Annotated in this window: 21 protein-coding genes; 4 read left to right on the plus strand and 17 right to left on the minus strand. The window is 40.0% G+C overall.

Translation table 11 applies throughout. From position 1 onward, the window contains the following. Positions 1-9 precede the first annotated feature (9 nt). Entirely contained in the window at positions 10-552 is a 543-nt protein-coding gene (locus tag AC1Z3S_RS06150; RefSeq protein WP_461739613.1) for an NUDIX hydrolase, read from the minus strand. Between the two features lie 51 nt (positions 553-603). Between AC1Z3S_RS06150 and AC1Z3S_RS06155 the strand changes: the two genes are divergently transcribed. Beyond that, a complete protein-coding gene (locus AC1Z3S_RS06155; RefSeq protein ID WP_461739614.1) occupies positions 604-822 on the plus strand; it encodes a hypothetical protein in 219 nt (72 codons plus the stop codon). A gap of 33 nt (positions 823-855) precedes the next feature. On the opposite strand, the gene pheT is transcribed toward AC1Z3S_RS06155, so the two are convergent. The 7 genes from pheT to AC1Z3S_RS06190 form a co-directional block, all read right to left on the minus strand. Beyond that, positions 856-3,276, minus strand: a complete 2,421-nt coding sequence (gene pheT, locus AC1Z3S_RS06160) for a phenylalanine--tRNA ligase subunit beta (protein ID WP_461739615.1) — start codon at positions 3,274-3,276, stop codon at positions 856-858. 5 nt (positions 3,277-3,281) lie between these two features. Further along, entirely contained in the window at positions 3,282-4,334 is a 1,053-nt protein-coding gene (pheS, locus tag AC1Z3S_RS06165) for a phenylalanine--tRNA ligase subunit alpha (RefSeq protein ID WP_461739616.1), read from the minus strand. Between the two features lie 296 nt (positions 4,335-4,630). Further along, a complete protein-coding gene (locus AC1Z3S_RS06170; RefSeq protein WP_265457322.1) occupies positions 4,631-4,975 on the minus strand; it encodes a winged helix-turn-helix transcriptional regulator in 345 nt (114 codons plus the stop codon). 58 nt (positions 4,976-5,033) lie between these two features. Continuing rightward, positions 5,034-8,816 carry a helicase-exonuclease AddAB subunit AddA gene (gene addA, locus AC1Z3S_RS06175; protein WP_461739617.1) on the minus strand — a complete coding sequence of 1,261 codons (3,783 nt, stop codon included), beginning with the start codon at positions 8,814-8,816 and terminating at the stop codon, positions 5,034-5,036. Further along, on the minus strand, positions 8,809-12,345 hold the full coding sequence (locus tag AC1Z3S_RS06180) for a PD-(D/E)XK nuclease family protein (protein ID WP_461739618.1): 3,537 nt from the start codon (positions 12,343-12,345) through the stop codon (positions 8,809-8,811). Before AC1Z3S_RS06180 ends, addA begins: the two co-directional genes overlap by 8 nt. Before the next feature lie 121 nt (positions 12,346-12,466). Beyond that, the gene (lepB, locus tag AC1Z3S_RS06185) at positions 12,467-13,045 is read right to left on the minus strand and encodes a signal peptidase I (RefSeq protein ID WP_461739619.1); all 579 of its coding nucleotides are present in this window, start codon (positions 13,043-13,045) and stop codon (positions 12,467-12,469) included. 122 nt (positions 13,046-13,167) lie between these two features. Continuing rightward, positions 13,168-13,545, minus strand: coding sequence for a YxeA family protein (locus AC1Z3S_RS06190; protein ID WP_461739620.1), 378 nt, complete (start codon positions 13,543-13,545; stop codon positions 13,168-13,170). Between the two features lie 204 nt (positions 13,546-13,749). Between AC1Z3S_RS06190 and AC1Z3S_RS06195 the strand changes: the two genes are divergently transcribed. Further along, positions 13,750-14,193 carry a hypothetical protein gene (locus tag AC1Z3S_RS06195; protein WP_461739621.1) on the plus strand — a complete coding sequence of 148 codons (444 nt, stop codon included), beginning with the start codon at positions 13,750-13,752 and terminating at the stop codon, positions 14,191-14,193. A 158-nt stretch (positions 14,194-14,351) separates the two neighbouring features. Here AC1Z3S_RS06195 and AC1Z3S_RS06200 read toward each other — a convergent pair whose 3' ends face one another. Continuing rightward, positions 14,352-15,434, minus strand: a complete 1,083-nt coding sequence (locus AC1Z3S_RS06200) for an aminotransferase class I/II-fold pyridoxal phosphate-dependent enzyme (RefSeq protein WP_461739622.1) — start codon at positions 15,432-15,434, stop codon at positions 14,352-14,354. A gap of 403 nt (positions 15,435-15,837) precedes the next feature. On the opposite strand from AC1Z3S_RS06200, the gene AC1Z3S_RS06205 reads away from it, so the two are divergent. Continuing rightward, on the plus strand, positions 15,838-16,863 hold the full coding sequence (locus AC1Z3S_RS06205; RefSeq protein ID WP_461739623.1) for an FUSC family protein: 1,026 nt from the start codon (positions 15,838-15,840) through the stop codon (positions 16,861-16,863). 389 nt (positions 16,864-17,252) lie between these two features. Further along, on the plus strand, positions 17,253-17,435 hold the full coding sequence (locus AC1Z3S_RS06210) for a hypothetical protein (RefSeq protein ID WP_461739624.1): 183 nt from the start codon (positions 17,253-17,255) through the stop codon (positions 17,433-17,435). A gap of 132 nt (positions 17,436-17,567) precedes the next feature. Here the strand turns inward: AC1Z3S_RS06210 and AC1Z3S_RS06215 are convergent, their stop codons facing one another. The 8 genes from AC1Z3S_RS06215 to AC1Z3S_RS06250 form a co-directional block, all read right to left on the minus strand. Continuing rightward, complete coding sequence (locus tag AC1Z3S_RS06215) at positions 17,568-19,577, minus strand: ABC transporter permease (RefSeq protein ID WP_461739625.1); 2,010 nt, start codon at positions 19,575-19,577, stop codon at positions 17,568-17,570. Between the two features lie 2 nt (positions 19,578-19,579). Then, positions 19,580-20,338 carry an ABC transporter ATP-binding protein gene (locus AC1Z3S_RS06220; RefSeq protein WP_461739626.1) on the minus strand — a complete coding sequence of 253 codons (759 nt, stop codon included), beginning with the start codon at positions 20,336-20,338 and terminating at the stop codon, positions 19,580-19,582. 202 nt (positions 20,339-20,540) lie between these two features. Continuing rightward, complete coding sequence (locus AC1Z3S_RS06225) at positions 20,541-21,554, minus strand: sensor histidine kinase (RefSeq protein WP_461739627.1); 1,014 nt, start codon at positions 21,552-21,554, stop codon at positions 20,541-20,543. After that, complete coding sequence (locus AC1Z3S_RS06230) at positions 21,547-22,239, minus strand: response regulator transcription factor (protein WP_461739628.1); 693 nt, start codon at positions 22,237-22,239, stop codon at positions 21,547-21,549. Before AC1Z3S_RS06230 ends, AC1Z3S_RS06225 begins: the two co-directional genes overlap by 8 nt. Before the next feature lie 80 nt (positions 22,240-22,319). After that, the gene (gene abc-f, locus AC1Z3S_RS06235) at positions 22,320-23,816 is read right to left on the minus strand and encodes a ribosomal protection-like ABC-F family protein (protein ID WP_461739629.1); all 1,497 of its coding nucleotides are present in this window, start codon (positions 23,814-23,816) and stop codon (positions 22,320-22,322) included. Between the two features lie 364 nt (positions 23,817-24,180). Next, the gene (locus AC1Z3S_RS06240; RefSeq protein ID WP_461739630.1) at positions 24,181-25,029 is read right to left on the minus strand and encodes a MerR family transcriptional regulator; all 849 of its coding nucleotides are present in this window, start codon (positions 25,027-25,029) and stop codon (positions 24,181-24,183) included. 5 nt (positions 25,030-25,034) lie between these two features. Then, entirely contained in the window at positions 25,035-25,775 is a 741-nt protein-coding gene (locus AC1Z3S_RS06245; protein WP_461739631.1) for an ABC transporter permease, read from the minus strand. A 1-nt stretch (position 25,776) separates the two neighbouring features. Next, the gene (locus AC1Z3S_RS06250; protein WP_461739632.1) at positions 25,777-26,490 is read right to left on the minus strand and encodes an ABC transporter ATP-binding protein; all 714 of its coding nucleotides are present in this window, start codon (positions 26,488-26,490) and stop codon (positions 25,777-25,779) included. Positions 26,491-26,560: the final 70 nt, after the last annotated feature.

Below are 26,560 nucleotides of genomic sequence, written 5' to 3' on the forward strand. Positions count from 1 at the left end.
AATCAAACGTTAAATACTGGCACCTCGATTTTTTTTTTTTTCCAAATGTTCACCGGTGTTGCGATAGAAATCAAAAATGCTTTTACCATAGATATAAGGAATAAAGGCGCCACTTTCTAAGAGTGTCAGATACTCGGCTTCATCAACCCAACGGGCAGCTATGACTTCAGATTCTTGTAAAACAAGTGCTTCAAGGGGGATATCTTTAGTAATAAAATAAATCTCATCCCAACCTTCGTGAAAGGCAAACGTCATTCGGCTAGCTACATTTTTAAGCTGGACAGTAATTCCCAGCTCTTCAAATAATTCCCGTTCAGCCGCTTGATAAATTTCTTCGCCAAAGTCAACTGCCCCGCTAGCTGTGAAATCCCAATAATTTGGCCAAGCAAATTTATTTTCTTCACGCTTTTGAATTAGCAATTGTCCCGCCGAATTAAAAACCAAGACTGTCACCACAAAACGATATTCCTCTTTCGCCATCGGGGTATCCCGTAGATGGTATTTTTCCATTGTTTGCTTTTGGGCATTGTAAACAGACATTTTTTCCGGCATACTAAAACTCCCTTACTTAAAATTTTTACTACAAGAAAGGATACCGAAAAAATGACGGACTATCAACTAACTGATTATCAAGCGGCCAAAAAATCGCTAACCTCGACCCTTCATAAAATTGAGCAAGCGGTGCTTTCTTTAGAGGAAAAGCAACGAGCTGGAAAAAATCTTAAAGCGCAGATTACGTTGTCAAAAGAGCGCATAAAAGCTTTAAAGCTAGCCCTTTTCTTGATTGAAAAAGAATTAGCCGAGAGCCAAAAAAATCTGTGAGTGTCAGAATTTCTAACACTCACAGATTTCTTTTTAGCGAATTTCGACTGCAAATTGGTCGATTAAGTTTTTAGTGATTTTTTCCATAGCTGCATTAATTTCTTCGTCGGTTAACGTCGCTTCGTGATTGACAAAGGTCAAGCTGTAGGCCAACGACTTCTTGCCGGCTTCAATATTCGCTCCTTGGTAGACATCGAATAGGTCAACATTTTTTAAGAAGCGACCGCCAAATTCACCAATCGTTGCGACAATATCGCCACTAGCAACTGTCTCGGGAACCAACAGTGCAATATCGCGACTAACGGAAGGATATTTTGAGACTTCTTGATAAACTAATGGTGCCTTTTCAACAGCCAATAGAGCCTGCAAATCAAGTTCTGCAACATAAGTTTCTTTAATATCATAAGCCTTAGCGATTGCTGGATGGACTTGGCCGATAAACCCGACAACTTGATTATCCAAGACAATCTCGGCTGTTCTGCCGGGATGCATTTCCTTAATGGCAGTCGTTTGGACAAAAGAAATTTGTTCAGCTAAACCTAGCTCCTCTAAAAGCGTTTCAACAATCCCCTTCAACAGATAAAAATCAACTTTTTGGCCCGCAGTTTGCCAGTCTTTATCCGTCCAATTTCCGCTGATTGCCAGACCCAGATGTTTTACTTCTTGAGGTAAATCTTTTAATGGATCATGTTCTTGGAAGAAGACACGGCCAATTTCATACAGCGCAACATTACTATTTTTGCGGGCGCTGTTATACGCCACATCATCCAGTAAGCCGCTAATTAAATTTTGCCGCAGAACTGAGCGCTCTTCACTCATCGGCCAGTCTAAACGGGTTAATTTCGTTGGCTGAACCGTAAATTCAACTGATTTTTCTGCCGTTGTTAAAGCGTAACTGATGGCTTCACTCAGACCACTGCCTTCTAAAATGCCACGAATTTGGCGAGTCACCCGCTGTTCAGCAGTCAGACTGCCGGCAACTGTTTCTCCACTCGGCAAGGTGGATGGTAAGTTGTCGTAGCCATAAATTCTGGCAACTTCTTCAATGATATCCGCTTCAATGGTAATGTCCCAGCGTCTTGGCGGAATGGTAATTGAGTAATCCCCTTCAACTACTTCATAGCCAAAACCTAAAGCTGTTAAAATTTCATTGACCTGCTCTTCGGTTAAATCGGTTCCTAAAGACCGATTGATTTTAGCTAAAGTAATACCGACTAAAGCATCCTCTGGAATAATTTCGGAACCTTCTACGGCACCAGCTAAAACTTGACCGCCGGCTAATTTAGCAATCATTGCGGCTGCCACATCACAGGCCTCTGCAATCGTTGCTTGATTAATCCCTTTTTCAAAACGAGTGGAAGATTCGCTGCGCAAATTAAATTGCTGAGACGTTTTGCGAATGGAGACACTATCAAACATGGCAGCTTCTAGAGCAACCGTCGTAGTCGCTTGATCAATTTCTGAATCTAAGCCCCCCATTACGCCAGCTAAGGCAACAGGTTTTGAGCCATTGGTAATGACAATATTTTCTGGTGTTAAACTTCTTTCAACGTCGTCTAAAGTAGTTAATTTTTCTGCTGGTTCTGCTCGACGCACTAAAATTTCTTGGCTGCCCAATTTATTGTAGTCAAAGGCATGGAGCGGTTGGCCAAATAATAAAAGAATATAATTGGTGATATCCACGACATTATTAATTGGTCGAATCCCTTCGTTCATCAAACGATTTTGTAACCATTGAGGACTTGGGGCAATTTTGACATTTTCAATTACGCGAATCTGATACGCAGGTGCATCTGCTGTATCTGCCACGGTAACTTTAATTTTATCGCTGGCTTTTTCGGCCACTTCGACTAAAACTTCATCATTAAAGACTGGCGTTTGACGATAGATGGCGCCAACTTCATAGGCAACACCACGAATGCTTAGAGCATCTGCTCGGTTAGGTGTAATCGATAAATCAATGATTGCATCATCCATCTCTAAGTAAGAAAAGACTTCAGTACCTACAACAGCATCTTGCGGTAAATAATAAATGCCATCAGCGAATTCTTTAGGAATGACGCTGTCTGAATAGCCCAGCTCCTGTAAAGAACAAATCATGCCGTTAGAAACTTGGCCCCGCATCTTGCCCTTTTTAATTTTGACATTGCCGGCAATCCGAGAGTTTGGTAAAGCCACGATGACTTTGATGCCGACTTTAACATTCGGTGCCCCACAGACAATCTGCGATAATTCTGCTTCACCAATATCGACTTGGCAGATTGAAAGATGATCTGAATCAGGATGTGGAATACATTCTTTAACCTCACCGACGACAATTTTCTTCAAGCCCTCAGCCGGCAGTTCCACACCTTCTACTTCAATGCCGGTTAATGACATTTGCGTTTCTAAATCCTTTGCGGAAATATTGCTTAAATCCAAATATTCCCCTAACCATTTATATGAAACTAACATTTAGTCTATTCCCCCTTGAATTGTTCTAAGAAACGTAAGTCGTTTTGATAAAAATAGCGAATATCGTTGACGCCATAGCGCAGCATCGCAACCCGATCTGGTCCTAAGCCGAAGGCAAAACCAGAATAAACTTCTGGGTCAATGCCGGACATTTGCAGTACATCGGGATGGACCATGCCGGCCCCTAAAATTTCAATCCAGCCGGTATATTTGCAGACATTACAGCCAGCCCCGCCACATTTGAAACAAGAAACATCTGTTTCAACAGAAGGTTCGGTAAAGGGAAAATAACTTGGTCGCAGGCGAATTTTGCGATCGGCACCGAACATTTTTTTCATCACCACTTCAAGGGTGCCTTTTAAGTCCCCCATCGTAATGTTTTTGTCGACAACCAAGCCTTCAATTTGGTGGAATTGATGACTGTGGGTGGCATCATCGGTATCACGGCGAAAAACTTTTCCCGGCGAAATCATCCGCAGAGCGCCTTTTGAAAAATCATGTTTTTCCATCGTTCGTGCTTGGACAGGCGAAGTGTGGGTCCGAATTAAAATTTCATCAGAAATATAAAAAGTATCCTGCATGTCCCGAGCGGGATGATTTTTCGGTAGATTCATCCGCTCAAAATTATAATGGTCGCTCTCCACTTCAAAGCCTTCTACCACTTGATAGCCCATGCCGACGAAAATATCTTCAATCTCTTCCATCGTTTGCGTCAAGATATGTCGAGTACCTTGTTTGACTTGCGCTCCTGGCAAGGTGACATCCAAAGTTTCCTTTGCCAACGCTTCATTTAAAGCATCAGCTTCTAAAGCAGTTTTGCGAGCTTCAATTGCTGCGGTAATTTCATCTCGAATAACGTTGGCAAAACTACCAATTTTCGGACGATCTTCAGCGGATAAGTCCTTCATCCCTCTTAAGACCTCAGTAATCGGGCCTTTTTTTCCTAAGATTTCTACCCGAATCTGGTTTAAACTGTTTAAATCAGTTACGGCTGCAACCTTCGCCAATGTTTCATTCCGCAACGTTTCTAAAGTTGCTTGGGTTTTTGCTAATGACATGTTTCTCCTCCTATTTTTAAGTGGCAAAAATAAAAAACACGAGAATCCATTCCAACTAAGGAACGAGCTCTCGTGTTACCATCCTAATTCACAAAAAAATCTTTGCGCACTCAATTTTTTTAACGGTCTGACCGGTCTAAAAGACAAACTCCGGAAGTGAACTTCATTTTTCGACAACTCAACCTGCTTACAGTCAGTGACAGGTTTTCCCTTTTCAGCGTCAGCCAAACTACTCTTTTCCATCAACGTTTTTATTTATTCAATTGACAACAGTGTACTAAACTTAATCGAGAAAATCAACTGCATTCTGCATCAGTCAGCCATTTATCCCCCCATTGGTGGATTTGTGTCATGGCCAAACGCAAGTCTGCGCCTTTTTTCGTCAATAAATACTCGCTGCGATTATTTTCTTTACAGGAAACTTCTCGGGTAACGATGCCTTCACGTTCCAGCTCTTTCAAGCGTTCAACTAAAAGACGATCGCTGACTTGAGGAATTTTGCCGGCAATGTCAACAAATCTTTGCGGCCCATTATCTAATAAGACTTCGATAATTAAACCGTTCCACTTTTTGCCAAGAATTGAAAAAGTTTTTTCAAACTTGGGACAGATTGCGTAATTAGAAATTTGTACTTGCTCCATTCTTATCACCTCGTTAAGTGATTATAGCACATTACTTACATTTTGTAAGTGAGAATGCCTAGCCCTTTGCTTCGATGTCAATCACTTTACCAGATTCTAACAAAATAAGAAAGATTTTACTCACCGGCAGCTTCTCCGCTTGACTTAAAGCCTGTTGATACAAGCGCAATTGTCCTTGGTGTCGTTGGACAACTTTTTGAAGTTCTACAGCATCGTCAGGATTTTTTAAATGATCCGTTTTGAAATCATAAAGATAAATTTCATTTTCCAAAGTGATGTAGCCATCAATAATACCATGAATCAAGACTTGATCAGCTTCCGTCGGATAATCTGCAAAAATATCATCGGCTTTTTTCAACATTGAAAAAGGTTGCTCTCTTTTGACTTTATCAGAATGGGCCAATAAAAATTGGCCAAAGTCTTGCTCGAAAAAGTCCAGAATCGCTGGAACTTTAATTTTTTTCGCATCGGCTGCTTCAAAATTATTGGCTGCTACCAAGCGCTCAATCAAAGCTTCAACGGTTTCGACTGTTGGCTTTTGGTCAAGGGGTAACAGCTGCAATACGCGGTGAGTCGCTGTTCCAATAACTGCGGCCGTCGGTTCTGCCTCAGTTGCTAAAAAATTCGGTACAGCCAAATCATCCGCAACGTAGCGATGACGCTTCATCGCCTTTTCCTGACTACTCTCCCACAAAAGTTTTTCAGAACCGGTGTTGTCAGGATCGTCAAAGACTCGTTTTATTTCAGAAACAGATTGGTAGCTGGTAGTTTCAGTAGCTTCTTTAAAAGGATAGCTGAAATTTAAAATTTTCTCTGCTCGATCAACAAATTCCTGTGTCGCAGGCTGTTGACTGACAGAAATCTCGATATCAGCCGCTTGTTTTTCTAACTGCTGATAGCTGTGTTGTAAATCATTTTCTGTGTACCAATGAATGCTAAAGCGACTAGGATGCTTCGCTAATGCGGGTAAAATCGCTTCTTGCTGGGTGAAATTTTTAATATCTGGATGGCGAATTAAAGACCAACCTAACCAGTCCATAAAACTGCGGGAGGTTTGCATCCTTAAAGTTGTGGGTAAAACCAAGCCGTCATCGGCTGATTTTTCCGCCATCTGCCACGTCTTCAGCAATTCTTCTTGATTTTTGTAAGAGGCAACTAAAAAAAGTTTCTGCTCCGCGCGAGTTAAGGCAACATATAGTTTGCGCAATTCTTCTGAGAGTAACTTGCGAGTTTTCAATTGGCGAATGCCATTATAAGGCAGCGTTTGTTTACGCACACGGGAAATCTTGTCGAGATATTTGATGCCAATGCCGGATTTTTCATCAAAGATATAATTGGCTTGCGTGTCCGCCATATTAAAGCGTTTTGACATATCCATCAAAAATACAATTGGAAATTCTAAGCCTTTACTCGCATGAATGGTCATGACTCGTACAGCATTGCCGCTACCTTTGGCAATCGGTTCTGCTAAATCTTTATCCTTCTCCTGCATCTTTTCTATAAAGCGAATAAATTGATACAGACCACGATAACTGCTGTTTTCATAATCCTTTGCCCGCTCTGCTAAAGCTAATAAATTAGCATAGCGTTGATCACCAGCTGGCAAGCCTAAAACATATTCTGGATAGGCTGTCTCTTGGTAAACCTGCCAAATCAGTTGGGCAATATTGCGGCGGCGCACTAGATTGCGCCAGCGATTCAGCTGGTCGAGAAATTCTGTCACCTTTTGTAATAAGGGACCTGTTGTGCTATATGACAAAACTGCTTCGTAAAAGCTGCCATTTTTATTAGCAATCCGAATTTCCGCTAGCTCCCGCTCGTTTAAACCGACCATCGGCGAACGAAGAATTGCCGCTAATGGAATATCTTGATAAGGATTGTCGATAATTTGCAGCAGCGAAATCATCGTGCGGACCTCTGTCGCTTGGAAATAATTTTCCGCATCGTTGACTTCAACAGGAATGCCCAAGCGTTTGAAAGTATCCATAATCGCAATATTATTTTTCTTTGTTGGTGTTAACAAGACAATGTCGCGATATTCTGCTGGTCGTTCTGCTTTAGCATCTTTGTCGTAAAGTAAAAATTGATTGTCAATCAGCTCACGAATTTTTAAGCCCGTCATTAACAGCTCGCCATCAGTCTTATCCTCCAACAGCAGTTCATTGATTGCACTGCTGTCGCCAATCAACTGGTCAATAACTTCTGCTTCGTCACTATTTTCCTTCACTTTTTCATACAGTAGCAGCTCCGGTTGAAAAACATCTTTTTGCGGGAACTGCCCAAAGCCGGCGACCAATTTAGCTGCTTCATCATAAGCAATCTGCCCCACCTGTTTGTCCATCAGCTGTTCAAAAATTAAATTGGTAAAATCGATGACTTCCTTGCGGGAGCGAAAATTATCCGGTAGCACAATTAGGCGACCATCAGAGTTTTCGGCTTCTTTAAACTGTTCAAATTTACCAATAAATAAAGTCGGATCAGCCAAGCGGAAAGAATAAATCGATTGTTTGACGTCTCCCACCATAAATAAATTTCCCGGCTGATTTTTGGGATTGGTCAAGCGGCGAATAATCGCTTCCTGTAGGCCGTTAGTATCTTGATATTCGTCCACTAAAACCTCTGAAAATTTGTGGCGATAATATTCTTGGGCCTCTTTGATGCCTTTAGTATTTTCAGTTTGCAAAATTTGCAGGGTCAAATGTTCTAAATCATTGAAATCTAAGACACCCTTTTGTCGTTTTGCCAGAGCATAACTCTCCATAAATGCTTGTCCGACACCAATTAATTCTTGGATTAAAGGACGGGCTAAACCAATTAAGCGATTAATTTCAGCCGGTAAATAAGGGAGAAAATCTTCTCTAATTGCCGCTAATCTTTTCTTGGCAGCATTACGGGCTTCTCTAATCTCTGTGACCGTTGCTTTTAATTCTGCGTCTCTGATTGATGGAAAGCGCAAAGCTAAATCAGGATGGTCAAATAAGGCATAGGCAGCTTCAAAATCTTGCGCTTTTAAAGCTGTCAAAATTGCTTGGCAAATTGCTTGGCTGCCAAGCATCACAGGAATGATATTTGCCAATCCTTCTGTGGCTTCAGCGGCTAGCTTCAATTGCTCAAAAAGCTCTGCCTCCGCTGCAACCATTTCCATCATCAAGGGCAGCATTTCCTCGGAGAATAATTTAGATTTTTTTAAGCCCTCTTCTTCCGGATAATTATCTAAAAGTTTTGACAGCCAAGCCTCCGGGTCGGGATTGGCTCTGGCAAATTCATATAACCGATAAACTAAATCAGTCAGACCATCATCACTGCGGTCATTGGAAAAATTAGCGGTCAGCTCATAAAAAGCAGCCGGTACCCCCTCAGTATCGTCATAAAATTTTTCCCGTAGTGCTTCCCAGACATCTTCTTTTAACAACAGCGTTTCAGTCTGATCTGTCAACATTCGAAAGACTGGATCTAAATCAATCAAATAATAAAAACGACGAATCACCGTCAAACAAAAGGCGTGTAAAGTCGAGATATTAGCGGCTGGTAATTTGACTAATTGTTCTGTCAACATTTGTCGTTCTGTCACCGAAATTTCCGGTAGATTTATTGTTTTCCGCAACTCTTTTTGAATCCGTTCCTTCATCTCACGAGCAGCAGCCTCGGTAAAGGTCACAATCAACAATTCATCAATCTTGACGCCTGTTTTCAGCTTTTCAATCACCCGTTCAACTAAAATGCGGGTTTTACCAGAACCCGCTGAGGCTGAGACTAGAATATTGGTGCCACTGTCGTAAATGGCATCCCATTGCGGCTGGGTGAACATCACGTCGGTTGGTTTTTCTGGAATATTACTCATGCTCTTCACCCCCAATGCGTTTTAAAACTTCTTCTTTTGATAATTTTTCTAAACGATGGTAATCGTTCCCCTTCATTAGCACGTCGAAATTGCAAACACTTCTAAACGGACAAAAATTACAGGCCAAAGGATTTTTATTAATGTAGGCTGGATTTAAGGCAATTTCTCCTGATAAAATCCGATTGCCGGCGGTTTTCATATTGTCTTCGTTGTGCTTGCGTAATAAATTCAGCTCGTCTTCGGTGTAAAATTTATTTTGTGAACGGCCAGGGCTATATAAATCTTTGGCATTTTTACTCACTGGAAAGACGTTAGAAGTTTCCGATCTTTCTAAATCTGGAGCCATCTGCTCTAACACTTCAGGATCGTTAACAAACAGGCCATCATACTTAAAGGCTGTCATCGTTTCTTTGGCAATATCCTGATCGTTTTTCAATTCAGGATTTCTGACGTGGAGATAATAAGCTCCCGCCGGTTTAACATCTTCCTTACCAACTAGTTTTACTGCATTCATCAAAGCTACATCTAGATAAGTCAATAATTGCATCGTTAATCCGTAATAGGCTTTCCAAATTTCAAAGCTGTGCTTACTGGATTTATAATCAATCACACTGAGAAATGTTTGCTGACTTTCTGGAGAAGTCGCTACATCAATCCGGTCAATAATCCCGCGGACTGCTAGTTTGCCCTGATGATTTAGTTGGACTTCTTTACCGGCAATGCCTTCTTTTCCGAGATTGCTGCCAAAAAGTAATTCCGTTTGCATCGGCGATAATCCGGTGGCTTGACTCTGCCGCTTCAAAGCCCAGCTGACCTTATGAATTGTTTGTTTCAATTGGTAGCGAATATATTTCATCCGGTTGCTTTCATTTAAAATGGTAAAGCGGGCTTCCCCTAACACCTTGATTAAGACTTGCTCCGTTAAATTTTGTACCTCTTCGTCGCTGATAGTCGCAAGGCTAACTTGCATTTGAATGACTTCTTGTAAGAAACGGTCCAATGCATCGTGGAAAAAATCGCCGGTGGCTGCCGGAGACAAACCGTAAATGTCCCGCTCTTTTAATGCCAAACCATAGGTAGCAAAATATTTATATTCGCAGTTGAAAAAGTTTTCTAAACGGGACACGGAAACTTTTAACTGATTGCCATAAATGGCTTCGACTAACTCAGCAGACAAAGGTACGACCTGATTTGCATAGTCCAAACTTTTAAAAGTTTTTTCAGTGGTGGCGGCTAATGCTGAGCGCTGCAGTAAATTTTTCAGCACCTGCCATTTTTGTGGCAGGAGAGCCTTTTTATCTTCTGTAAAGTTTGCATCGATCGACAAGCGTTGCAAATAAGTTAAATCCCCCAGCAAACTGCGATACGTTCCCAGATGTTTATCAGCCGCTGCCTCCAAAGAAATGCCCTGTGCCAGCTCAAAATCCAAGCCGAAATAATTAGCAATATTTCCCACATAGGGCGAAACCTGCAAATTTTTGTCGGTATCTTGGTTACCAGCATAGCTTAAATACAATTCCTCTGTTGCTGAAAGAAAAACTAAGTAAGCAGCAAAAGGCTCCCGATTCATTCCCTGAGTGGTCGCATCAAATAAATATTTTTGTTGGGCATCCTCAGCAAATAAATGATTAATAAACACTTTATCCTCTGAGCTTAACAGGCCGGTCATTTCAATTTTTTGCGGAAACACTTGATTGTTCAACCCAACTGCAAAGGTGATTTTTGCCTGATTAGGTCGAGCCAATTCTAAATTATTGATGCGCACTTGATCTAGGGCGCTGGGGATCATACCGTAATTCGCATTTTCCATGCCAGCTTCTAAAATCTCTTGAAAGACTTCCCATTCAAAGACCTCAGTCCCATAAATCGAGACATATTCTTCTAAGAGATGAACCAGTGTATTCCAGGTCTGCTCATGATTTCTGGCAGCCTCTAAATTCCCTTGATTAATTTCTTCGCTGCGCCAATCTAAAAGGCGCTGCTTAACACCGCTTGTTGCCAAAAAATTAAACAGTTGAGCGGCTGCTTCTTGGCCGGTCTGGCTATTTTCTAAATTAGCAAAAAATTCAAGGAGCTGTTGGCGAAGAAAATTGCGGACAAAATTGGCTTTTTGTTCCTCTGGTTTAATGTCTTCTTCTTGGCCTTCCTCAAAATCATAGGCGTACAGGTGCCAATCCTGTTCATTTTTCCAGCTATAGCCTTGAAAATTATAGGCCAGCGCAATATTTTCTGTTATATCTACCAGATCACGAAAACGATTGGCATGACTAAAATTGCCGTTGCCAAAAGGAATTTCTTCTGGGACTAATAATTCAGTTCGTAAAAGTCGCATGATGTCATTCAAACGGAAATCATAAGTTTTGATCGCAAACAGCGCTGATAAAAATTCGACTAAAGGATGCTGCTCCATTTTGACGGACTCGTCCAAATAAACTGGCAGCGATAATTCTTTAAAGACTTCGGCAATTAAATTGCCATAGCGGTCTTGATCACGGACTAAAACTTGAATATCTTGGTAGCGATAGCCCTCTTCTACCACTTTTTGGCGAATTTTGCGGCCAATCCAGCTAATCTCTTCCTTTAAATTTTCTCCCCGCATTAAATGCAATGCTGAAACTGATTGAGGAGCTGGCGGAATTACTTGATTACTTTGGCTAGTTTCCCAAAATTTTTGCAGTGCCACTAAATCAGGATGAACCTGACTTTCGGCTGCAAAGAGATCATTGCTAATCGGCACAGCTTTTTTTCTAGCGAGTTGATAAAGCTGAAAATAAAGTTCGCTAGTATCATAAAACAAATCAATCTTATCCACTGGCTGATCGTAGCTCTTTTTATCTAACAATAAGCTTACAGTCACCGATGCTTTTTCCATCAATAAAGTAATCAGCTTGATTTCCTTCGCTGAAAAGTGCGAAAAGCCGGTAATCAGAAAATGGACTTGACTCAAATCGACTTCCTGCAAATACTCAACCAATTGATCTAACAAGTCACCTTTAACTAATTGCGTCTGCCAAATGGTTTCTTCAAAGGCCGCCATTATTAGACTTAAATCCTGCAATTTTAACTGCTGATCGGCGGTCTGGTCATCTGATTGAGCAGCTTTTTTTAAATCTGCAGAGGTTAAATTTCCCTGCAGTAATTCTCGATATAAGGTATAAAGCTGACTGATAAACCCAGTTTTATTGATTTCACCACGAAAAACCGTTAACTCCTGTTCATAGGTTGCTAAAATTTTTCGGAAAATCATGCCGCTGCTGGACTCGCTCAGATAACTTTGAACAAAATCCGGTGACTGCTGTAGGTAATACCAAGCCAAACGCTGTAGACTAAAGACTTGTAAATTTATAGCTGAAAAATCCTGTTCTTGATCGGCAAATTTTTGTAAAATTTCCCGCTCTTGTTCGAATTTATTAAAGTTAGGCACCAGAAAAAAAACTTGCTGTTGGGCAGTTAGTAATTCTTTGGCTTCTGAAATCAAAGTTTCCCGATGATTTCGACTGCCGGTCCCTAAGATAAATTTTAGACTCATAACATCCTCCTTCAAACTGTTATTACCACATAAAAGGTTGTTGATTCACTGTATAGTATAACAAAAAAATTCAGCAGGTGGGCTATTCTAATGCCCTCACGCTGCTGAATTTATCTTTATTTTAAATGCTGCCAAAGCGGTCAAAGGGCCAAAAAACATATTTGACATTGCCGATAATTTGATCTTCATCAATAAAGCCAATAATCCGGCTATCCTTTGATATGCGACGATTATCTCCAAGAACAAATAGTTTTCCTTCTGGAACTGTCGTGACACCAGTAAACTGTGAAACTGGTGGATTGCCATGATAGCCTTGAGCCAAAGTTTCAAAAGTGAAATCCCAAGTGAGAACTTCTCCTTCAGATAGTTCTGATTTATACTCATCCAAATAAGGTTCATCAATGGCTTCGCCGTTAATATGAAGCACATCACCGGACATCGAAACCGTATCACCGGGTAGACCAATCACCCGTTTAATATAATTAGTATCCGCTTCAGTCGGTGCTGGAAACGTCACGATATCAAAACGTTGAATTTCACCAAATTTCAGGGCAATCACGCGTTCGTTATTTTCTAACGTTGGATCCATCGAATCCCCTTTAACAATCACTGGTGAAAAAACGTAGGTGCGTACAATCACGAGCACCACCACTAAAACAATTAGATACAAAATAAACTTTAAAAACTCAATCAACTTCACAGAAATTTACCGCCCTTCATCCACTTTATTTTAGCATACAATTTCAACTGGAACACTTATTTGCCTTTTCCATTGCTAAATCTAGCAATTTCTTAAATTGTTTTTAGCGGCACTATAGTCTGCTAATTATTTTCAAGGGCTTGTAATGCTTTGACCGGCAGCTCTTCAGCAGTCACTTCTTCATAAGTTTCCACGTAAGCCCCTTTATTGGAAATTTTTAAATAACGTTCTTGAATTAGTTCATGGTCTGCGGTAAATTCAATTTGTCGCTCTTTGCCGTTTTCATCAACAGCAGACTGACGATAGCTAGCTGTGCCGTAGCCGTTCACACTATCAGCGGCTTTGGTTTTGACATAGACAGCCCCTTCTTGAACTAATGGATTAAAGCGGTCAATGACAGCGGCAACTTCGCCTGAAGAATTGGCGGTAAAAAAGAATAGGCCTCCTAAGCCAATGATTATGATTACTGCAAAGCCCATCAAAATTTTTATGATTTTCAAAATTACACGTCCTTTCTAGAGAAATAGTAACAAAGTTTCTCAAGAAATCCGTCCGCCTGTGAAAGGAGATTTTTTTCAGCCTTTAGCAGTAGACCACTTCGGCTAAATCTTAGATTTTTCTTTTATTCAAAGTTTTTTCTTTCTATTTTAATAAGTTATCCTTATAATCAAGATAAAGGAAAAATAAGAGTAGGTTGATGGACTATGCAAAAAATTTCACGATTACCTGATAATATCAATGAAATTCCTGTGGTATTTTTGAAAAATCCATCGGGAAAAGTTTTAGAAAAAATTTCAATCAATGAGTTAAAAGAACGGGTCTCCCCCCTTGTCAGTGAAGACTACCGAATCAAACTCTATCGGAATGCCTTAGAACATTATGCGGACCAAAATTTTGAGAATGCTGAATTACTGCTCCTGCATTTAATTGAAACTTCTGAAGGCTTTCACTATGAGTATTATGAACGACTAGCTTCTGTATATGAAGCTCAAGAAGCCACTGAATTACAGATAGAAGTCCTGACCTTCGCCCAAGAAAAAATTACGGAGTTTAACGGGCAAGAAGCCCTGCTGCGGCGAGTTACTAGACGCTTAGTCAAAGCGCAAAAGCATCAAGAAAAGAAATTAAAACGGCAATCACAAAATTAAAATTAAACACAAGCTATCTTGATAAATACTAAACGTGCCAACTGCTGGAAAAGCTTTCAGCAGTTGGCACGTTTTACGTTTGTTAGATTGGTAGGCGTTTTTTTATTCTGTAAATTGAGACAGAAGTTTATAAAAATAAATAACTTGACTAGTTTAAGTTAATCCAAGACCGCTTTTAAATCAGAAGCTAAATCTTGGCTGCCTTCAATGCCGATTGATAATCGCAATAAATCAGCAGTTAAACCATAGGCCTCCCTCAGTTCTCTAGGAACATCGGCATGGGTTTGCGTTGTCGGATAGGTAATCAAACTTTCGACTCCCCCTAAGCTTTCTGCAAAGGTGAAGAGTTGCAAATTTGCCAAAATCTCAGGAACTAATGCGGCCTCAGTAACGCGAATCGAAATCATGCTTCCAACTCCAGGATAGATGACTTCTTTGATTTTACTAAATTGCGGCAATAGCTTCACCAGCCCTTTAGCAGTTTCCTCCTGCTTTTCAAAGCGCAACGCTAAAGTTTTCAAACTTCTGACAAATAGCCAGCTATCAAATGGTGATAACGTTGGCCCTGTTGTATTGGCGAGCCAAGCCAGTTTCTCGCCAATTTTTTGATCTTTAGCAACGACCACGCCAGCCAATAAATCATTATGCCCGGATAAAAATTTCGTGCCAGAGTGAATCACAATATCTGCTCCCAAGTCTAAAGGTTTTTGTCGCAATGGTGTTAAAAAAGTGTTGTCGACAATTAAAAGGGCTTGATTAGCTTTGGCGATGCCAGCAATCTTTTTGATATCTAAGACTTGCATTAAAGGATTAGTCGGCGTCTCGATAAAAATTCCAGCAATGTCAGCAGAAACTAGCGCAGCAAGCTCCTCTTCATTATTAAAATACTCAAAGCTAGCAATCCCTTGTTGCGTTAGCATCTCAAAAAAGCGGAAGCTACCACCGTATAAATCACGACAGACGAGAAAACGGCTGCCTTGTGGAAAATATTGAAAGGCTAATTGCAAAGCACTCATCCCAGAACTAGTAGCGACTGCGACACTGCCATTTTCTAATTTTGCTAAAGCTTCTTCTAAAACCCAACGTGTTGGATTTTTAGTGCGAGTATAATCATAACCGGTACTTTGTCCTAATTTTGGATGCTCATACGTTGTTGATAGATGAATGGGCAAACTGATGGCGCCGGTGCTTTGATCTTGATGATTGCCGATTTGAGCTAAAAAAGTATTGATATCTGTCATAGAATTGCCTCCAGTAATTTTATCATTAGTTTAATATTAGATTAAAATGAAATAATGATTAAATTATAGACAGGCACAATTTTTCTGTCAACTTAAAAAAGGTTGGAATTTATCTTTGTGGGAATAAATTTTTGGGTTAGTCTAAGAGAATCTGTCGTCGGTGTTGTCGACCGGTGATATTTTCAATTTCATCTTTTTTGTCTCTTTAGGTTAATTAGTTTTTGAGACAGATTGCATGTGAGCGTCTTTAGTCGAGTAACTCTTCATCGTGAGCATAAGATTTTCAATGATTCTCAAAAAAAATATTCATAGAATTCAAATCTGTATTAACTCATCTCGGGGCCTTTTCTAGTTGCTTTTGCTCTTTTTTTTGTGATACCTTTAATAAAAGGAGCGAATTACCGTGAAGGGACACTTAAAACAATTATTACATTTTAATAAACCACAGGGCAATCGGGCTCGCCTATTTGGTGCCTGCCTAGCGATGCTGACGATTTTATTAATCAGTTATCTGTTCGCTACACCGACGATTGCCAGCTTTGGCTCATTGGGCATTTTTACTTTTCTTTATTATGATAATTTAAAATTAACGGATTTAATTAAAAGGCTCTTACTGGTGGGTGCTTACCTACTGCTTTGCTTACTGGCTGGAATACTGGGAACCCATGCTGTTTGGACAACGCCGATGTTGATGGCCGCTATTGCCTTTGTCGGCCGCTTTTGTTTTCGCTTATATGGTTTTGCTAAACCCGGTGTGTTTTTCGGTGTGATGGTGGCCGGCACCGGCAGCAGTACCCGCATTGCTGTTGAAAATTTACCGACTGTGATTGCTTATTTTTGTTGCGGCATTTTTATCTCATTGATTTTTGCTTTGATAGTTCATAGGATGGAAAAAATTCCGGCGATTGCCTTACCCAAAAAAAGCTTGCGCAAACGCTTGGATGCAGACCCGACAGCCATGATTGATGCATTATTTTATACTGGCATTATTTTCTTTGCGGCTTATCTCAGTCAAGGACTAAATCTGCACAATCCTTACTGGATGGTCGTCTCTGCTGCGGCCATTTTACAGGCCAATGATTTAGCCAATATGATGCAACGAAATTTGCAGCGGATTTTAGGGACAGTAATCGGTTTGGGAATTGCGGCCATATTATTAAATATTCACTTTTCTTATCTGGAAATGGTGATTGTCATCACGCTGCTCTTTTTTGCGGTGGAATATTTTATTCCCCGCAATTACGGAGTTGCTAATTTTTTCACCACACCCCTTTCTCTTCTCTTGGCAAAATTAGCGACGGACCAATATGTGATTTCCATTTTGCAATATCGTTTTATTGGAATTTTCTTAGGTAGTATTTTAGGAGTAGTGGCTGCTTGGGTCATGCATACCGGCTTGAAATTTTATCAACGCACATTACATTTTTAAAAAAATGTTTTCCGTTAGTGAAGCAGTTTTTAAATTTGTAAAATATGATTTTGCCTAATAGATTCTGCTCTTTTCTAGTCATGCTATTTTTGTTTAAAATTTTCTATCACAATGTGGCAGTCCAATTTTTTTCATGGCCTGCATTTCGACAATTTTTTTAAACAAACGAAATGACCATAGTCCGAAAACTTTTTGTGAACAACCAAATCCTTCATTTAGTTATTCATTCACGCGTTTTTGGTTATGATAATTTTGTGAAATGTAGTACATGTGTGTCATAAAATCAAGAAATAAATTCTCTTTTTTTTCGTTGCCGTTTAACTTTTTTGAAAATCCCCAACATTGATAGTCCGGCTCTTTCGTACTAAATTAAAGGTGGGGTGAAGACCATGAAATCAGTAAAAGAATTTCGAACAGACAATGAACTTGTGCTTTTTTTGGAGAACCAGAACACGATTATTTTTGTTACCGATAAGGATTATAAAACTTATACTTATTTATTATATGCTGATGCGGAACATTTTTTCTTGAAACTAAAACGTGCCCTTTGTAAACCACAATTGCTTGCCTGAAGGAAAAGCCTGAGAATCCAGTTTTCAACTTAGTTCATACTAAGCTGCTAAACTTGGAAACCTCAGGCTTTTTTCTATAATTTATTTGATATCTTCTACTTTTTTTCTCACTGCTAAAACCTTTTCAATCCACTACACTTTTCGTTCAACTAAGCGGTAATAGACTTTTGAAGTCTGCCAATAAACGAATAAGTAGCAAATCGCAAAAACGATGACCGACAAAATTGTTACAATGGTGATCAGCTGACCGTTAGTTAAGCCAAAGAGGATTAGTAATTTACGAATAATAGGCAGAGCAAAAGCTAAGTGAATGACCGCTAATGAAAGGGGCAGTAAAAAGACCATCAACACTTGGCTAGAAATCGTTTGTCTGACCTCTTTGCGGCTCATACCGACTTTTTGCATAATTTCAAACCGGCTAGTATCCTCATAGCCTTCAGAAATTTGCTTATAATAGATAATCAGAGCTGTCGCCAACGTGAAACTCAATCCGAAAATAATACCGATAAATAAAAAGCCACCGGTAAAGCCATTGGTCTCTTCACGATCGACCTCGATTGAAGTTGCCGAAGCATAATTCATGGAAGGATTCGGCAGCAAATCTTGATTGGCTGCTTGATTGAGTTGCTCTTGATAAGCAAAGACAGCAGTGGCAAAATTTTTCAAATTTGCCTGACTCCCTTCAAGGTTCATCATGACTTCGCTGTCATAAGTAAGCGGCTGATAGCTACTATGAGTGCCTAAATTCAAATCTGCATAAATTTTTTTAACAACACTCTGGTCTTTTACAAAAAAGAAAAAGGTGTCAACAAAACTGGGATTTTTAGGAAACATCGGTAAATCTTCCAGTCGCTCTTGAATGTCATAAGATTGTTCCCCAAAGTAAATGGACTGGCCCTCATAATCGCCAGAAATTGGATAAAAGACTAATTGGTTGTCTTTTAAGTTAATCGTCTTTCCAGTAAGCTGTTGATAATCAGCCGCTGTTAAAAATTCAACCCCAATCACACCATCAAACTCCTGCATATCATCTACCGGCACAAAATTATTTCCCTCTTCCTTCAAAAAAGAAATATTAGGACTATCCAGTTCCACCATCTCAGTAACCGTCACTTGATTTTCTGCAGCCAAGGCGTTTAAGTTTGCTGCTAAGTCGTGATTAACTGTCTGCGTTGTCAGACTAATATCACTAGGATTACGAGTTTCTAGGACATTTTCTTTGCCAAAAAAAAGTCCCGCAGTCGAAGACACCGTCACTAAGACCATCGTCGATAAAATACAAATACTCGCCAAGCCAGCGCCATTTTGCTTCATGCGATAAATCATCCCAGAAATATTAATAAAAGGCTTTGGTTGATAATAGAGCTGGGGCCGTTTTCGCAAAGCTTTTAAGACGGTAATACTGCCGGTCATCATCACCAGATAAGTGCCGATAATCACTAAGACAATCGCGACGAAAAAATAAGGCAAGGCGGCAACCGGTGATTCAATCAAAACGGAAATCAGATAACCAGCGGCAATCGCAGCAAAGCCAATGATCGTCAATAGCCAATGAGCTTTCGGTTCTTTTTCACCCGTATCGCTACCGTGAAGCAATTCAATCGGCTTGGTCCGCCATAATTGAAAATAATTATGCAGCAACAACAGTAAAAAAATACCGGCAAAAACAGCAATCACAAATAGTAGCGTCTGAAGGCTTAGCTGAAAAACAAAATCCTCGCCAAATCCGGTCATTTTCTTCATGACTAAAAATAAAAATTTTGCCAAAATACTACCTAAGCCAATGCCAACAACTAAAGAAATCACTAAACTAAGGAGACTTTCAATCAACAGCATCCAGCCTAATGATTTTTTGTCCATTCCTAAAATATTATATAAACCAAGTTCTTTTTGGCGCCGCTTAATTAAAAAACTGTTGGTATAAAAAGAAAAAATGACAGAAAAAACTAGAATAACGATAACTCCGAAGCTAAACATAGAGTGAACTGTCATTGCTTGCGGTAGATTTTGCATGCCTGGATTGTTCACCATCACCTGCATCAACAGATTTAAAAAAACTAAAAACATCATTGAGCCTAAAAAGGGCAGATAGGTCGTCCGATTTTTTTTCAAATTAGACCAGGCTAGTTTTAAGTAAAACATGATTAGACCCCCTTTGTTAAAAGAACGGTGGTCGTATCCGAAATTTCACTTAAAAACTCTTCCTGTGTTTTTGCACCCCGATACAGCTGATGAAAAATTTCACCGTCTTTAATAAATAAAACCCGTTTGGCGTGGCTAGCGGCAATCCCACTATGGGTCACCATCAAAATCGTTTGGCCTTGCCCGTTAATCTGGTTAAATAGTTGTAGCAATGCATCTGCCGAACGAGAATCTAATGCCCCAGTCGGTTCATCTGCCAACACCAAATCGGGACGGGTAATCAAAGCTCTGGCAACGGCAACCCGTTGCTTTTGACCGCCGGAAATTTCATAGGGATATTTTGTTAATAAATCAGAAATCCCCAAGGCATCGGTCAAAGCTGGCAAACGCTTTTCCATTTCCTTAACCGAGACACGAGATAAAACCAGTGGCAGAAAAATATTGTCTTTGATATTAAAGGTGTCTAGTAAATTAAAATCTTGAAAGACAAAGCCCAGATGCTCTCGCCTAAACTTGGCCAGTTGCCCCTCAGGAATCTCCCCCAAATTTTTACTTTCTAATAGCACTTCTCCGCTGGTTGCTTTATCTAAAGTCGCTAAAATATTCAAAAGCGTGCTCTTGCCGGAACCGGATTCCCCCATGATTGCGATATACTCTCCAGCATCAACACCAAAACTAACATTTTTCAAGGCTTCCACTTGGTAGTTGCTGAGGCGGCTGCGGTAAACTTTTTTTAGATTTTTGACCTGTAATAGTTCCATTTTTTTCTCCACCTTTGCTTTTTTACACGCTGAGTTTAACTAAATTATAAGTACCCAAATTCGTTTTGCAGCAACTTGCTAGTAGCTGCCCTCTAAGTTTTTAACTCAGCTGTTGATACCTTTAGTTTAAGAGAAAAAAAGTAGAAAAAACAGTTACAGTCCTGACCAGTAAGGCTACAATTTTGTCACATTAGTCGGCCGTTCAGTAATTTTTTTGTTGAGATAAGTCAATGGTGACGGTTGTCCCTTCACCGATTTTTGAAGTCACGGATAACTCAATCCCTAGATAACGGGCAATTTCTTGGCTCATAAAAAGCCCTAGTCCGCTAGCTTTTTGCGTTTGCCGTCCATTAAAGCCTGTATACCCCCGCTCGAAAATCCGCGGCAAATCTTCTGCTCGCATACCTCTACCGGTGTCGCTGACACGTAATACTTGAAGGTTATCAGCTGTTGCTTCAATTGTAATACTGCCGCTAGTAGTATATTTTATCCCGTTAAAAATAATTTGCTCTAGAATAAAGGTCAGCCACTTTTTGTCAGAGATAACTTTGCCTTCCAGATTGATTAAATGTACCTCTAAATCTTTATGAATGAAAAAAGGAGCATATTTTTTTACAATTTGATTGATTAAAGGCTTAATGGTGATTTCTTCAAATAAAAAATCATTTTGGATATTTTGCAGACGAAGATACTGCAACATCATATCCAGATATTGCTGAATTTTAAAAATTTCTTCCTTCATATCTTTTTTCAAAGGCTGTTCTAAAGTTTGTACCATTAAATCTAAGGCTGCTAAAGGTGTTTTTATTTGATGAGTCCACAGACCATAATAATCATGAAGCTCAGTTTGCTGTTGCAGCTGTTGTTGTTGCAGTTGCTGAATTTCTTTGGTCAAGTTTAAAATGATTTTTTCATAATCTTCCTCGATTAAACTATTTTTTTGCTGCAACTCATCAAGCTTAGCCATACCTCCGCTTTGCAACAGGTTTTGCAAATGTTGATGCTTATAGGACAGCTTCACCCCACGGACAATCAAAAAAACAACTAATAAAGGCAAGGTAAACAGTAACGCATCCTGATAAACTACTGTGGGAATATCATATAGAAAAAACGTCACAGCAAATAAGAGTGCTATGGCAATATATAAAACTATAATGCCACTGTTTTCTTTTAAAAAAGCCTTGAGAAACTGCCATTTTTTCTGAAACTTATTCATCTGACTTCACCAAAGTATAACCAACCCCTTTAACAGTATGGATTAGATGGGGAAAACCAGCCGTCTGAATTTTTTTCCGTAGTCGAGTGATGTTGACTGTCAATGTGTTTTGACTGATAAACTCTTCACTTTCCCAGAGCTTTTCCATAATGATTTCTCTGGTCACGGTTTTTTCCGGTGTCGCAAATAGCAAAGCCAAAATTTTGGTCTCTGTTGGCGTCAGCTTGACCAGTTGTTTTTGAAACGTCAGCTCCCCTTCTAATAAATTCAGCTGCACCTCATCATAAGCTAGCAACTGGCTTGGCTGATCATTAAAAGTGTAAGCCCGTCTTAAAATAGCATGAATTTTAGCCACTAATACATCCAAATCCACCGGCTTGGCGATAAAATCATCGCCTCCCATGTTCATAGCCATCAAAATATTCATTTTGTCATTGGCAGAGGAAAGAAAAATAACGGGAACATTGGATTGCTTGCGGATTTCTTGGCACCAATGATAGCCACTAAAATAGGGCAAGGAAATGTCGAGTAGAACTAAATCCGGCTGGAATGTGGAAAATTCCTGTAGGACTTGTTGAAAATCATTGACGCCAGCCGTCTGAAACTGCCACTTGGCTAATTCTGATTGGATAATGCTGCTGATTTTTTCATCATCTTCGACAATAAAAATTTTATTATGTTCCATAAAAAGTCACCTGTTTTTTCTTTTTATTATCACAGAAGTCCTGCCAAAGTGCAAAACGGCCTTTAGTCAAATCAAATTTTTTAAAGCTCAATTATTTTGTCGGCGACTGCTTCGACAAATCGGCTATCGTGTTCGATTAAAATCATCGTCGGTTGAATCGATTTTAACAGGCCTAAAATCTGATCTTGATTAAAGACATCGAGGTAATTCAATGGCTCGTCCCAGATAAATAAGTTGGCGGTTTGCGATAAAGATTTCGCTAGCTCGACTTTTTTCCGTTGGCCCATACTCATCTCCTGAATGTCATTGTCAAAAACATTGCGCTCCATTCCGAGTTTCCGCAAATTATTTAAAAATTGCGGATAATCTAACCCTTCTGCTGCTGCAAAATCAATCAGCTTGCCTTGGTTATTTTCGTAGTTTTGCCGTACTCGACTGATGAGCAACCCTTGAGGTAGAAAAATTTCACCCCGTTGCTCACCAGTAAACTCAGCTAAAATGGCTGCCAACAGTGAGCTCTTGCCGCTGCCGTTTGCGCCGGTCACCGCCAAGCATTCACCCCTTAATAATTCCACATTTAATGGTTGAAACAATGGCTGACCTTGATAACTTAAGACTAAATTTTCCAGCTGTAAAATGCGCCGATGATAGCTGGGCAGATAACTCATTTTCAAGCCATCGATGGTTTCAATATTTTTTAAGAGCTGGGATTTTTCGCTAATCTGACTTTCTACCCGTTGTAAAATGGCTTTCGAGCGCTTCATCATCCTTGCTGCATCGGCACCAATTGCCCCGGGAGACTTGCGGCGATATTCTGTATCGATAAAGCCCTTTGATTTATTCAGTTTATCTTTTTCGCGGTTGCGGGACCATTCGGCTTTTTCAATGGCCGTTTGCTGCAGCCGACCGATTTCTTTTTTTAATTTGATATTTTGCGCCCGTTCATAGGCATCTTGGCGGGCTTTTTGGTCTTCGTACACACTAAAATTCCCCTGATAAAGCACCAATTGATTTTTTTCAATTGCTAAAATATGATTGACCGTCTCATCTAAAAAATCTCGGTCGTGACTGACCAAAATATAGCCTTGCTTTTTCTTTTGTAAATATTGCGCTACCTGTTGTCGGCCGACAATGTCCAAGTGATTCGTCGGCTCATCAATCAAAGGAAAATACCCTTCTTCAATAAACATCAAGGCTAACAAGACCTTCGTTTGTTCACCTCCGGATAACGTTTCAAAAGGTCGCCACAGGACTTCTGGATCGCAGGCTAATAAATTTAATTCCCGTTCCAGCTGCCACAGTTCAAAATTCTTTAAATTACTTAAAGCGTAAAAAGTTAGCTCTGACCAATCCAAAACTTTTTTAGGAAAATAGTCAAAGGCCAGACTGTGACTAATTTTTCCTTGAAAGGGCAACTGTCCCTGCAAAAGTTTTAGCAACGTCGTCTTCCCCCGACCATTGCGACCTACCAAGCCTAATTTCCATTGAGCATCAATCACCAATTGCGCCTGATCGAATAAAAGTGTGCCTAAGCGGTCATAGCCAAAGCTTAAATTTTCAATCCTAATGGTTGTCATTTTGTGTCACATCCTTACTTCACGAAAAACGTGCTGGCAGGATTTTTTCACCGTTTTTTTACGACAAAAAACCCGGTCATTTTCAAAAACCGGGTTTAAAATCAAATTATTGGAAAATGCAAATAAGCTGCTAAATAGATTAGGAGTATTGTGAATTTTCTCAATTGATTTCTTTCACCAGTTTTCGAAAATCTGCACACTGCTCCCTCGGAAAAATCCTTGGTACAGTCTGAATGCAGCTTCTACTTATTTGGCGAAATTAATCATCAAGATTCCTCACTTTCCTTTAACTACTTTAAAAATAGCATGGTCTAAAAAACAAGTCAAGCCTTCGTTGCGTTTCCAAAAAACCGCTTACTCTTATTTAAAATTCTAGCTGACTTTCTAGTTTAACTGGAACTTGGATTTCTGTTAACCATTCTTCAGTAGAATTTTTATTCCAAATGCCGTCAATATAGTTTTCTCGCGGTAGACCATCAATTTCTAAGCCGTGAGTATCAATGTAATGAAAAATAGCAGCGTAGGCTTGAGGTAAATTTTCGTAAGGTCCGTGATGCATAGTGCAAATAGCTCGGGGAACTTCTGCTACCCGTTTAAATTTTAATTCACCGAAGTCCTCTTTCATCTCGGTGACAGCTTCGCAAATTTCGTAATCAATATCGGTGTCTCGATATTCCTGATCGTGATACAAATTAAAGCAATACTCGGGAATCCGGCACTCACAACCGGCTGCCTCCATCATCTGCCCCATTTCTGGCACCACCGTCATCAGTTGATCGTAGTTGGCGACAATTCGGCGTATAGAAGCTACAATAACTTCCGGTAAAACTTTTTCCACCATGTGATAGGTTTGCCGATAGTCCTGCTGCATATAAGTTTCAATTAAAGAAAGCATCTTGGTTTTTTCAGCGATGTCCTGCAAAAGCTGCGCCTTTTTTCGTTGCAAAAGCGTCTCTTGGGTAGTTCCTTTTCCTAAAGATTGAATATCTTCAATCGAGAAACCGATTTTTCGCAGAGCCAGTAATTGATGAAGCTCCCCCACCTGCCCGCTGCTGTAATAGCGATAGCCATTGTCAGGGTCAATAAAACGAGGTTTCAATAAGCCGACATCGTCATAATAGCGCAGCGCCTTAATTGTCACTTGATTCATTTTAGAAAACATCCCGATGCGATAAAGTTTTTCTTCCTCTAATAATTCACATTTTTTTTCCATGCGGTTCACTCCCAGCGAAATATTTTTAAGGAAATCAATGCTGCTGCTATTCCCAAGATTAGCAAGTAACCGATGATTAGTGGCTGATTAACGAGCGCCTGATTTAAGGTAATACTTTTTAAAAGTTGAATGCCTTGGGTTAAGGGCAAAATTGCGGCTACCTTTTGAATAGCGTTGGGAAATAGTTCAAAAGGAATCACGGCACCAGATAAAAAGAGCATTGGAAAATAAACAAAGGTGCAGACGACATTGGCAATTTTTAAATTCTTGCAGATACTAGCAATTAAAAAACCGAGACTATACATGCTGAACATTACTAAAAAGTAACCACCAATTAAAGCTCCCCAGCTGCCGGCCATCTGATAGCCGAGAAAAAGATAAGCGACAAGGGTCACCAGAACTGCTGAGATAATTGCCGTGACTGCCGCTACAATAAATTGAGCCAAAATAAAAACTAATGGGGATACCGGTGTGACAAAAAAATGTTTTAAAATTTTTTTATCTCGATAGTCACAGATGGTCAACGGAATGCCCATAAAAGCCGTAGCGCAAATCCCCACTGCTAATAAAGAAGCAAAACTGCTGTCTAAAAAAGTATAATCCGCCCCATTCGCTGATGTATTGCCAGCAATGACTGCAATTAATAATAGCACACAAATCGGCATCCCAATGCCAAAAATTATGCCATCTAAGGTTCTGGTTGCTAATTTTCCTTGAATTTTTGTTAGCGTCAATAAACTCGTCATGTTACTTTCCCCCCATAAAATAAAGATAAGCTTCTTCTAGATGATCACAGCCAGCCTGTTGTAAAATATCAGCGACTGTTCCGCTAATTACAGGGCGACCGTTTTTTATCATGAGTAAGTGGTCGCACAACAACTCAGCTTCCTCCATGTAATGCGTCGTCAAAATAATTGTCAGTCCCTGCTCCTTTAAACTAAGCAGCGTTTTCCAGACTTCTCGGCGGGCCTCGGTATCTAAGCCCGTAGTTAATTCGTCGAGAAAAATTACCTCAGGATTAGGGATTAGTGCTAAGAGAATCGACAATTTTTGTCGCTGACCACCGGATAAATCAGCGACCTTTTGACGGGAAAAATCTTGGAGACCAAAAAGTTTCAGCAGCTCATGATAGTCCTTTGGCTGTTGATACAAGGCCGTCATTTCCTGACACAATTCCTCCACCCGAATCATATCTTGGTAATTTGAAGATTGCAGCTGGACGCCAATCTTTTGAAAAACCTTTTTGCGATGCTGTCGTGGCTCAACTCCAAAGACAGTCCCTTGACCACTGTCAACTGGACGAATTCCCAGCAGACATTCAATTGTCGTTGATTTTCCGGCTCCATTTGGTCCAAGTAAGCCAAAGATTTCTCCCCGATTAACAGTAAAACTCAAATTGTCTACAACTTTTTTCCCTTGATAACTCTTAGTGATACTTGTTGCCTTTACAAGTTCCTTCATTTACAAATCGCCCCTCTCACTATTGAGAATAAATCCTCCTCTAAGTGGAGAGTCAACTGTAAAAAGTAAT

The organism is Enterococcus sp. LJL90, from assembly GCF_056924355.1.

Coding starts and splice junctions, on each gene's coding strand:
- AC1Z3S_RS06180 (WP_461739618.1), bottom strand. CDS start 12,345: ATGAGTCTAAAATTTATCTTAGGGACCGGCAGTCGAAATCATCGGGAA.
- AC1Z3S_RS06220 (WP_461739626.1), bottom strand. CDS start 20,338: ATGGAACTATTACAGGTCAAAAATCTAAAAAAAGTTTACCGCAGCCGC.
- AC1Z3S_RS06155 (WP_461739614.1), top strand. CDS start 604: ATGACGGACTATCAACTAACTGATTATCAAGCGGCCAAAAAATCGCTA.
- AC1Z3S_RS06200 (WP_461739622.1), bottom strand. CDS start 15,434: ATGACAGATATCAATACTTTTTTAGCTCAAATCGGCAATCATCAAGAT.
- pheT (WP_461739615.1), bottom strand. CDS start 3,276: ATGTTAGTTTCATATAAATGGTTAGGGGAATATTTGGATTTAAGCAAT.
- AC1Z3S_RS06240 (WP_461739630.1), bottom strand. CDS start 25,029: ATGGAAAAAAAATGTGAATTATTAGAGGAAGAAAAACTTTATCGCATC.
- pheS (WP_461739616.1), bottom strand. CDS start 4,334: ATGTCATTAGCAAAAACCCAAGCAACTTTAGAAACGTTGCGGAATGAA.
- AC1Z3S_RS06250 (WP_461739632.1), bottom strand. CDS start 26,490: ATGAAGGAACTTGTAAAGGCAACAAGTATCACTAAGAGTTATCAAGGG.
- AC1Z3S_RS06230 (WP_461739628.1), bottom strand. CDS start 22,239: ATGGAACATAATAAAATTTTTATTGTCGAAGATGATGAAAAAATCAGC.
- abc-f (WP_461739629.1), bottom strand. CDS start 23,816: ATGACAACCATTAGGATTGAAAATTTAAGCTTTGGCTATGACCGCTTA.
- addA (WP_461739617.1), bottom strand. CDS start 8,816: ATGAGTAATATTCCAGAAAAACCAACCGACGTGATGTTCACCCAGCCG.
- AC1Z3S_RS06150 (WP_461739613.1), bottom strand. CDS start 552: ATGCCGGAAAAAATGTCTGTTTACAATGCCCAAAAGCAAACAATGGAA.
- AC1Z3S_RS06215 (WP_461739625.1), bottom strand. CDS start 19,577: ATGTTTTACTTAAAACTAGCCTGGTCTAATTTGAAAAAAAATCGGACG.
- AC1Z3S_RS06245 (WP_461739631.1), bottom strand. CDS start 25,775: ATGACGAGTTTATTGACGCTAACAAAAATTCAAGGAAAATTAGCAACC.
- AC1Z3S_RS06225 (WP_461739627.1), bottom strand. CDS start 21,554: ATGAATAAGTTTCAGAAAAAATGGCAGTTTCTCAAGGCTTTTTTAAAA.
- AC1Z3S_RS06210 (WP_461739624.1), top strand. CDS start 17,253: ATGAAATCAGTAAAAGAATTTCGAACAGACAATGAACTTGTGCTTTTT.
- AC1Z3S_RS06170 (WP_265457322.1), bottom strand. CDS start 4,975: ATGGAGCAAGTACAAATTTCTAATTACGCAATCTGTCCCAAGTTTGAA.
- AC1Z3S_RS06195 (WP_461739621.1), top strand. CDS start 13,750: ATGCAAAAAATTTCACGATTACCTGATAATATCAATGAAATTCCTGTG.